This window comes from Corallococcus exercitus, assembly GCF_003611585.1.
Classification (GTDB): domain Bacteria; phylum Myxococcota; class Myxococcia; order Myxococcales; family Myxococcaceae; genus Corallococcus; species Corallococcus exercitus.
Genome location: NZ_RAVW01000368.1, coordinates 1 through 9791 on the forward strand (window position 1 = coordinate 1; position 9791 = coordinate 9791).

Sequence of the window (9791 nt, forward strand, 5' to 3'; positions counted from 1 at the left end):
TCTTCGACGGCGGGCGCTTCATCGGCACCGTGGGCAGCCACTGGGGCCGGGCGCGGATGAAGAGCACCAGCCGCTCACGAACCAGGAAGCGCAGGTCCCCCAGCTTGCCGGAGTCCGCCGCGCTCACCAGCGCCCTCAGGGTGAGCGTCTTGTCCATCACGTCGAAGACGACCAGCGTCTTCACCCGGCCGTCCCACAGGTGCTTGCCCTCGTTGGAGAGGATGCGGTCCAGCTCCGCGCGCAGCGCGTCGATGTCCGCCATGTAGTCCACCTGGAGGATGACCGTGCCCATCATCTCCGGGGAGCCCTTGCTCCAGTTCTGGAACGGCTTGTCCAGGAACTGGGTGATGGGAATGACCATCCGGCGCTGATCCCAGATGCGCAGCACGACGTACGTGAGGGTGATCTCCTCCACCGTGCCGAACTCGCCCTCCACCAGCACGTTGTCGCCAATGCTGACGGGCTGGGTGATGGACAGCTGGATGCCGGCGAGCAGCGTGGACAGGGACTTCTGCGCGGCAAGACCGATGGCGAGGCCGGCGATACCAGCGGAGGCAAGCAGCGACACGCCCACGTTGCGCACCACCTCGAACTGCATGAGCAGCAGCGCGGCGGCGATGACGTAGGTGGCGACCTCGAACACCGCGCGTAGCACCGCCAGCTGCGTGCGCAGCGAACGGGCGCGCGGGTGGCTGCCCGTCTCGGAGGTGACGCGGCTCTGGACGTAGGCCTCCGACACCCGGAGGAAGCGCAGGATGAACCACGCCACCGCGATGATGATGAGCGAGTAGCTCACCCGGTCGCTGAGCAGCTTCAGCTTGGGGGGCAGGAGCAGGAACGAGGTGCCCAGCGCCAGCAGGATGGCGAAGAAGGGCAGCCGCAGGGGGCCCCGGCCCGCGTTGACCAGCTGGTCGTCCCAGGAGATGCGCGTCCAGCGCGCCACCCGCAGCGCGGCGGACAGGAGGACCTTCTCCAGGAGGAAGGAGAGGATCCACGCGCCCAGCAATGTCACCGCGAGTCCCAGCCACTGCCACAGCTCCAGCCCCAGCACCGTGCGCTCGAAGAAGACGGCGGGGAGCGTTTCGGTGAGCAGCGGGCCGTACTCCTCGAAGAGAGGGTCCACCATCTTCACGGTGGACTCCGCCACCACCCAGGTGGGCGTACCGTCCACGCTGATGCGCTGCAGCCGGATGGGGATGGTGTCGCCCTTGAGCGGGATGCCCCCCAGCGACACGAAGCGCGAGTTGGCGGACTCGCCTTCCGGCGTCTTCGGCAGGACGGACGTGTCCACCGACAGCTCACGGTCCAGGACGAACTTCAGCTTGCGCGCCAGCTGGGCGCCCTGCGCGGGCTGCTCGGAGGCCGGGAGGTAGTCCAGGTAGAGGTAGTGGGCGGCGCGGGCGTACTCCCCGCGATGCACCGCGTCCAGGAAGCCCTGCGCGGTGGCGCGCGGCGACGTGCGGTCCAGGTCCTGCGGGACCTCCCCCAACCCACCATTGAGAGCAAGGGCGGGGAGGCTACCGAGGACGCACCCCAGGAGAAGGAGGGCCACCAGGACCCGGGAGGCATGGCGCTTCATGGGCGCCTCCTTACTCCGTGTGCGGTCGGTTGTGCGGGAAAGACGGTGGGTGCTTCCGAGCCCGCCCGGCCGCTGGGAAGCCCGGGGTTGAAAACAGAAAACCCGTGCCGGGCTGCGACACGGGAAAGCATTGGTGCGCCGCTGGGTGGTGGGCTAGAACCGACCCCCAAGGAAGGTCGCCGTGTCCGAAGAGAAGCGAAGAATCCTCCTCATTGACGACAGCGAGATCACCCTCGCCATGGAGAAGGCTGTCCTGGAGGCGCGGGGCTATGAGGTCGTGGCCACCTCCACGCTCATGGAGTTTGAGAAAACGCTTCAGAGCTGGCGGCCGGACCTCATCCTCACGGACATCCACATGCCGGAGGCCAAGGGCACGGACATCTGCCGCACGCTGAAGAACGAGTACAACACGCAGGACATCCCCATCGTGTTGTTCTCCAGCCTGCCGGACGACGAGCTGTCGAAGCTCGCCGAGCAGGTGGGCGCGGACGGCTCGCTCTCCAAGGTGAACGGCCTGGAGGCGATGGGCGAGAAGATCGACGAACTGGTGCAGAGCATCCTCTGGTGATGGCGATGCGCGCGGCCGTCCTCGCGGTGCTCGTGAGCGCGCTTCTCGCTGGTTGCAGACGCCAGGAAGCGCGCCCTCCCGAGGGCGGCGGCTCCGAGCAGCAGACCCCCTCCCCTACCGCCACAGCCGCGCCTCCAGGCGCGGTGCTGTTCATCTCCGCGGACACGCGTGGCTACCTGGGCCCCTGCGGCTGCAGCGAGAACATGCGCGGCGGCATTGGCCGGGCGGCGTTCCAGGTGCAGCAGGCGCGCAAGGGCGGCCAGCCGGTGCTCTACATCGACGGCGGCAACAGCCTCTTCGGGGAGACGCACCTCAAGGCGGATCAGGTGCCGCAGGAGGAGCGCAAGGCGAAGGCGCTCGCGGACGCGTTCCGCACCATGGGCATCGCGGCGCGCGCCACGGGCGAGCTGGACGACACGCGCGGCGCGGCGTTCCGCCAGGGGCTGGGACTGCCGGAGGTTGCTTCGGGTGGCGTGAAGGTGCTGGACGCGGGGACCCGCAAGGTGGGCGTCGTCGCGGCGGCGTCCGGTGAGGCGCTGGTGAAGGCCAGCCAGCAGGCGCGCGAGCAGGGCGCGGACTTCGTGGTGGGCCTGTTGGATCAACCGCTGGAGGCCGCGCAGGCCGCCGCCGCGCTGCCGGGGCTGGCCGCGAACCTGGTGGTGGCCACGCACAGCGCCGGGGAGTTCTCCGCGGAGGAGAACCGGCTGGTGCGCTCCGACGTGCCGGTGGTGGCGGTGCAGAGCAAGGGGCGCTCGCTGCTGCGCGTGGACCTGACGTACGCGCCGGCGAAGGGGGCCTTCACGCTCCAGCGCTCGCAGGGGGACGTGGAGCGCGAGGTGACGGCGCTGGAGCAGCGCATGGCGCTCCTGGACAAGGAGATCGCCCTGCCCGGCCTCGACCCGAAGCTGAAGGCGCTGAAGCAGGGCAAGCGCGACGAGCTGTCGGCGCGCAAGCAGGGCCTGCTCACCGCGCCGCCCGCGCCCGCCTCCGACGTCAACGGCTTCGCCCTGCGCTTCCTGCCGCTGGAGTCGAACCTGCCCACCGCGCCGGACACGCAGGCGCTGGTGAAGGCGTACGACGCGGACGTGGGCCAGCTGAACCTCGCGTGGGCGAAGGCGCACGGCCAGGACTGCCCGCTGCCCGCGAAGGGCCAGGCGGGCTTCGTGGGCAGCGCGGTGTGCGCGGACTGCCACCCGGACGCGGCCGCCGTGTGGGAAGGCACGAAGCACCACCACGCGTGGGAGACGCTGGAAGAAGTCGGCAAGCAGCACCACCTCAACTGCGTGGGCTGTCATGTCACCGGCTGGCAGAAGCCCGGCGGCGTGTGCCGGCTGGACAAGGTGGCGGGCCGCGAGGACGTGGGCTGCGAGAGCTGCCACGGTCCCGGCTCCAGGCACGTCGACGCGCCGAGCCCGGCCACCATCGTGGGCAAGCCGGGGCAGGCCGTGTGCGTCACCTGCCACAACGCGGAGAACTCCCCGCACTTCGACTTCGCCACCTACCTGCCGCGCATCCTCGGTCCCGGCCATGGCGGAACGGGGAAGAGCGGGCAGGCAGGAGAGCCCCCGGCGAAATAGGGTCGCCTGCTCCCACTTGGGGTCCTTCCCGGGGGCATACCGCGCGACTTGTTGTTTGACTGTCAAGAAAGCTGGCGAATACTGCGGCCTTCGCCTGCTTCTGGGCGACCTCGCCTGGCGTTCCCATGCCGCTCTCTCTGCTCCTGCTAGCCCTGGCCTCGGTTCCCTCCTCGCAGGGCGTGGCGCCGAAACCGGTGCCGCTGCCCGGCGTGCATGCGGCGCCCTCCTCGGAAGCCGCCACGCTGACGGCGGATGGCAGCCTGGCCACGCCTCCCTCTCCCATGGAGGAGGGCGAGGAGACGGAGGAGGTGGAATCCGAGTCCGCCGAGTTGGAGGAGCTGCGCGCGCTGGAAGGCGCGACGCTGGACCCGGAGGCGAAGCCGAACGCGGAGATGATGCAGTCGCTGCGTCGGCTGGGCCTGACGAACCCGTTGCGGCTGCGAATGTTGGACGCGCTGGAGGAGCCCACCTTCCGCGAGGACGACACGGCCCCGCCGCTGGCGCGCATCACCGACCTGGCGAACTTCGATATTTCGCAGGTGAAGGACCGCTACGACATCCCGGTGGACATGCAGCCGCGGGTGGCCGAGTACATCCAGTTCTTCCAGGGCCCCGGCCGCAAGTGGTTCCGCAAGTGGATGGCGCGCTCCACGCGCTACCTGCCGGTGATGCAGCCCATCCTGGAGGCGAAGGGCCTGCCCCGGGACACGGTGTACCTGGCGATGATTGAAAGCGGCTTCTCCGCGAACGCGTACTCGTGGGCGCACGCGGCCGGACCGTGGCAGTTCATCTCCAGCACGGGCAAGCAGTACGGCCTCAAGCAGGACTTCTGGGTGGACGAGCGGCGCGACCCCATCAAGGCCACGCAGGCGGCGGCCGCGTACCTGAAGGACCTCTACGGCGAGCTGGGCCACTGGTACCTGGCGTGGGCGGGCTACAACACGGGCTCGTACCGGGTGCGCAAGATGGTGGAGCGCTACGGGACGAACGACTTCTGGGTGCTGGCGGAGGAGAAGGGGCTGGCGAAGGAGACGAAGCACTACGTGCCCAAGCTCATCGCCGCGGCGCTGGTGGCGAAGAACCCCACCGCGTTCGGCTTCTCCGAGGAGGAGTTCCAGTACGAGTCCACGCTCGAGTACGACGAGGTGAAGCTCACGGACGCCACGGACCTGGACGTGGTGGCGCGCGCGGCCGGGGTGAGCGTGACGGACGTGCAGGAGCTGAACCCGGAGCTGCGGCGCTGGTGCACGCCTCCGGCGACGGCCGCGAAGCCCTACGTGCTGAAGCTGCCGCGCGGCACGACGACGCTGTTCGCGGAGAACCTGAAGAAGCTGTCGCCCGCGGAGCGGCTGACGTTCCGGGTGCACACGGTGAAGCGCGGCGACACGCTGTCGCAGATTGCCCAGAAGTACGGCACGGCGCCGGAGGCCATCCTCCAGATGAACCGGCTGAAGAGCGCGCGGACGCTGAAGCTGCGCGCGGAGCTGGTGATTCCGGTGCCGGCCAACGGCCGGGGTGGCAGCGGTGACGCGGGTGGCGCCATCGCGACGAAGGTGGCGCAGGCGCGGCGCAGCGGCGTGGTGGCGACGCGGCCGGAGGACGAGGTCCCCGCCGGCACGCCCCGTGGACCCGTGGCCGCCGGTCCGGTGAAGACGGAGAAGGTGGATGGCAAGACGCGCATCACCTACGGAGTGCAGGAGGGCGACAGCCTGTGGCTCATCGCCAACCGCTTCCAGGTGTCGGTGGACGACCTGAAGAAGTGGAACAACCTGCCCAAGCGCAACCGCACGCTGTCCCTGGGCACGCTGCTCGCGGTGTGGCCGCCGGACGCCAAGGGCGCGGCGCCCGCGAAGGTGGAGGAGCGCGGCGGCACCATCGTGGTGGCGAACGCCGTCGCGGGACAGGCGCCCGTGGGCCCCAAGGGCGCCAGGGTGCACACGCTGGCCGAGGGCGAGACGCTCTGGTCGGTGTCTCAGCGCTACAACGTGTCCGTCGAGGACATCATGAAGTGGAACCACATCAAGGACCACCGCACGGTCCCCACCGGCAAGCTGCTGTCGCTGAGCGCGCCGTAGCAGCGGAAGGGCATGGCGCGACGGCCGGGACCTTGCAGTCCCCGGCGCCATGCTCGCATCCGCACTGCTTCGAGAGTCTCCGCTTCTCCTCCGTGAACCGACGGACCCGCGCGACACCGCGCCCGTCCTGCCCCGTGGAGTCGAACGTCCGGGGGACAGGACGGCCTCCGGGGGCAACTCGCTCACGCGCTTCAGCGGGCCCGTTCCGTCCGCGCTGAGCGTCGGCGCGGCGCCCAGGACGCAGCTCCCAGGCCTCGTGCCCGTGCCAGCACGGGGGCTGTCCCTCGCATCCCCGTCGGACGGTGTGTCCGCTTCCATGGATCGCTCGCGCGACACCGTGACAGGCACGCCATCCGCCGTCGCGGCGCGGAACGATGAAGCGGAGCGGGCCGTGCCCCTTGCGGCATCGGCCGTCGCGGCGCCGCTGCTGGAACATCCCCGCTTCGCCGGTTCGCGGCAGCTCGCGGACGTGGCCTCCGGAGCGACGGTGCTTGGCACGGGGGCCCGGGGAGAGGGACTTGGCGCGGTGCAGGGCGCGCTGCTGGACATGGGGTTCGCGCTGTACGGCGGCGCGGACGAACGCTACGGCCCGGACACGGCCCGCGCGCTCCGCAACTTCCAGGTGCATGCGGGCCTGCGCTCCAGCGGGGTCCTTGATGCCGCCACCCTGCGGGCCCTGGATGCGCTGGCCCCCGCGCCGGGCTCACGGGGACAGTCGCGCGCCCTGCCCTCCCCCTTCTACGCGGGCCAGCCGGTGCGCGTGGTCATCGCCCTGCGCGAGCACCGCACCTTCCTCTTCGACCCGGAGGGGCGGCTGCTGGACATCTTCCCCAACGCCGTGGGCACCGCCGCCACGCCCACGCACCCGGGCCTCAAGGTCGTCAGGGCGAAGCTGGACCAGGTGGCCACGGAGGACGCGGGCGCACGGCTCTGGAACGACCGGCACGTGTTCGGCGCTCGGCTGCTGGACCTCTCCTGGGCGGATGGCCACCGCAGCGGCGAGGAACTGCATGGCACCAGCGCCCCCGCCCTGCTCGGGGGCGACGTGTCCCACGGCTGCATCCGTCACGCGAACGAGGACATCCTCGTGCTGCATGACGCGCTCGCCGTGGGCGACCGCATCGCGGTGGTGGAGACGCTCCAGGACCCGCACCTGGGCGTCCCCGTCACCACCGGCTAGAGGCCTGCTGCTTTGCGCCTACTGTTCTTCGAGCAGCATCTTCAGCTCGCGCACGCGCTTGCTGATGTAGTCGCGGTCCAGCTTGCGGAAGTTCTCCGGCAAGAGCGCCCGGCTGGTGCACTCCTGCACCGCCACCAGGTTCTGCATCTCGATCTCCAGCGGGTAGCTGGGCGGCACGAAGTCCGCCAGCACCGCGGCCAGGTCGTCCTTCGTCACCTGGTCGCGCCCCTCCGCCAGCGCGCGGAACTTCGAGCGCACCATCACCGCTTCGATGTCCGCGCCGCTGAAGGCGCGCACGCCACCGGGGATGAGCGCGGCGAAGGAGTCCACGCCCTCCACCGACACGCCGGTCTTCTTGCTCATCGCCTGGAACAGCTCGTTCCGCTCCTCGTCCGTCTGCGGATAGAAGAGCGCGAGGTGCTCCTCCGCGCGGCCCTGGCGCTTCAGGTCGATGGGCAGCAGGTCCGGGCGCGCCGTCAGCAGGAACCAGACGATCTTGCCGCGGTACTGCGTGTTGCCCATGAAGGACGCGATGGAGCCGAAGATGCGGCTGCTCGTGCCCGAGTCCCCGCCGGAGTCGCGGTTGCCGAGGAAGGTGTCCGCCTCGTCGACCATCACCGCCACCGGCCACAGGGCCTTCAGCAGGTTGAAGATCTTCTCCAGGTTCGATTCCGTCACGCCCTGCCACTGGCTGCGGAAGTTCAGGAACTTCACCACCGGGATGCCAATCTCCCCGGCGAAGCAGCTCACCATGAACGTCTTGCCCGTGCCCACCGGCCCGCTGACCAGGTAGCCCATGGGCATGACCTCGATGCGGCCCTTCTTCAGCGCGGACGCCGCCTGCCGCAGCATCTGCTTGGCGGGCGCGTGCCCCGCCACCGCGTCCAGCGTGTGAGCCGGCTCGATGAATTCCAGGAGGCCATGGCACTCCGCCTGGATGAGCTCCTTCTTCTTCTCCTTGAGCAGCTCCGGGGTGATGCGCACCTCCCGCTCCAGCGCCTCCGTGAGCACGCGGTCCAGGTTGATGCGCGACAGGCCCGCGGTCATCTTCGCCAGGCCCGCCAGCGGCACCTCGGACACCGACTGGAGCTTCTTGCCCTCCAGCTTGGAGCGCACGTAGTCCAGGCGCTCCTCCTCCGTGGGCAGCGGCAGCTCGATGGGCGCCACGTACGGGTTGCGGCTGATGCGCGGCGACACGTCCGACAGGTTCTCCGCCAGCAGCACCACCGACACGTCGCCCGCCAGGAACTGCGGGTCGTGCGCCCACTTGTCCAGCGTGGCCACAACGAAGCGGTCCTCCGCGGACAGGTGGCTCATCTCCCCGCCGGGCACCAGCGTCTCCGCGTAGTCGATGATGAGCGCCAACGAGCGGCCTTCGCTCAGCCGCATGCGCAGGAAGTTCTCGAGAATCTGCAGCGCACGGCCCGGGTCGCGCGGCAGGACCTTGGAGAAGTCCGTGCCGTACATCGCGTCGTAGCCCGTCATGGCCCGCGCCAGGTCCTTCTGCGTCTCCGGCGTCGAGGAGCGGATGCCCGACGAGCGGTCGTAGAAGAGGACGTGGTCGCGCCCGCCGAACAGCTCCTCCGACAGGAACGTCTTGAGCGTCCCGAAGCCGCGTCCGCCGTCTTCCAGCTGCAGGGGCTGCAAATCGCGCACGGCCCCGTACAGCAGGAAGGTGCTGACCGTCTTCGTGTAGTACTTGCGCGCCAGCTGCTGCGCCCACCGGGGCAGATCCGCCAGCGGATCCGCCTTGTTCACCTTGCGCACCTTTGTCACGGACATCCCTCCGGCGTCGCTCCCCCCAGGGACATCCGGGGGGAGGACCCCCAGGCCTACCTTAAGCGTCAGGACGGCGGGGCCGCTAATCGCGGCAGCGCGCCTGCTTCTTCAGGGCTGCTTCCACCTTGACCGTGGAGCCCGCCGGGGTCGGCGTCCCCACGGAGACGTCCGCGTCCGCGTGGCATTTCGCCTTCAGCGTCAGCTCGCGCGTGCCCCACGGCACCCGGACGTTCGCCGGAGTGACGACGCCCAGGTCCTTGTTGCCCAGGAAGACGGACGCGCCCTCGGGCGTGGACTCGATCCGCACGTCCACGGGCGAGCGCTCCAGCGTCGCCGCCACGTCCAGGCCGTTGTTGTTCACGGCCAGCTTCTTGATGAACGTCACGTAGCCCGGGGCGGAGACCTCCACCAGCGGCGTGTCCGCGCTGAGGGAGAAGTCGCGCAGCACCGCCTCGCGGACGCCCTGCTTGCGGGCCACCTGGCCGTCGATCTTCACCTCGGCGTCATCCGGCTGGGTCTTGAAGACCACGAGCACCGAGCGCGACTGCTGCTTGAGCTGCACCGGCACCTGCGTGGCGTTGGCGCCCTCGGCCACCATGACGGACTTGTTGAAGGCGTCGTAGCCGTCCGCGGTCACCACCACCAGCACGTTGCCCACCGGCAGCTGCTTCAGGATGAAGCCGTTGGCCGGGAACTTCTCCGGAGGCCCCGCGTTGATGGACACCATCGCGCGGTCCTTCGCGTCCGGCGTCTTGAGCTCCACCATCACGTAGCCCTGCGCGGCCTTGCTCGGAGAGAAGACCAGGGCCACGCCCACCAGCATGAACAGCGACGCCAGACCCACGGCGCCGTAGAGCAGGCGCTTGTCCATGCCCTTGAGGCCCAGGCCCCGGGCACCGCCCTCCTCGGGCGCGTTCTTCGCGCGGGCGTCCTTTCCGGACGGCTCCCGGCCCTGGGGCGGACGCGACGTGTTCCCGCCGTTCAGGACGGGGGGCGCGGGCGGACGCGGCGGGGGCGGCATCGGTTCCGGCGG

7 protein-coding genes are annotated in these 9791 nt (G+C 70.0%); 4 read left to right on the forward strand and 3 right to left on the reverse strand.

What is annotated here, in order from left to right; genetic code table 11:
* A partial coding sequence (locus D7W79_RS32340; RefSeq protein ID WP_120529221.1) for a mechanosensitive ion channel family protein occupies positions 1-1579 on the reverse strand: 1579 nt, incomplete at its 3' end.
* A 181-nt stretch (positions 1580-1760) separates the two neighbouring features.
* On the opposite strand from D7W79_RS32340, the gene D7W79_RS32345 reads away from it, so the two are divergent.
* The 4 genes from D7W79_RS32345 to D7W79_RS32360 all read left to right on the forward strand — a co-directional run bounded on the left by D7W79_RS32345 (position 1761) and on the right by D7W79_RS32360 (position 6979).
* Positions 1761-2147, forward strand: coding sequence for a response regulator (locus D7W79_RS32345; protein ID WP_014398957.1), 387 nt, complete (start codon positions 1761-1763; stop codon positions 2145-2147).
* Positions 2147-3724, forward strand: coding sequence for a multiheme c-type cytochrome (locus tag D7W79_RS32350; protein WP_439099253.1), 1578 nt, complete (start codon positions 2147-2149; stop codon positions 3722-3724). Before D7W79_RS32345 ends, D7W79_RS32350 begins: the two co-directional genes overlap by 1 nt.
* Before the next feature lie 125 nt (positions 3725-3849).
* Positions 3850-5799 (forward strand): LysM peptidoglycan-binding domain-containing protein, encoded by a 1950-nt coding sequence (locus D7W79_RS32355; RefSeq protein WP_120529219.1) that lies wholly within the window; start codon positions 3850-3852, stop codon positions 5797-5799.
* Between the two features lie 316 nt (positions 5800-6115).
* Positions 6116-6979 (forward strand): L,D-transpeptidase family protein, encoded by an 864-nt coding sequence (locus tag D7W79_RS32360; protein WP_244222091.1) that lies wholly within the window; start codon positions 6116-6118, stop codon positions 6977-6979.
* A gap of 18 nt (positions 6980-6997) precedes the next feature.
* Here the strand turns inward: D7W79_RS32360 and D7W79_RS32365 are convergent, their stop codons facing one another.
* Positions 6998-8755, reverse strand: coding sequence for an AAA family ATPase (locus D7W79_RS32365; RefSeq protein WP_171437869.1), 1758 nt, complete (start codon positions 8753-8755; stop codon positions 6998-7000).
* Between the two features lie 85 nt (positions 8756-8840).
* The coding region (locus D7W79_RS32370; RefSeq protein WP_120529224.1) for a PEGA domain-containing protein at positions 8841-9791 on the reverse strand (951 nt) is incomplete at its 5' end.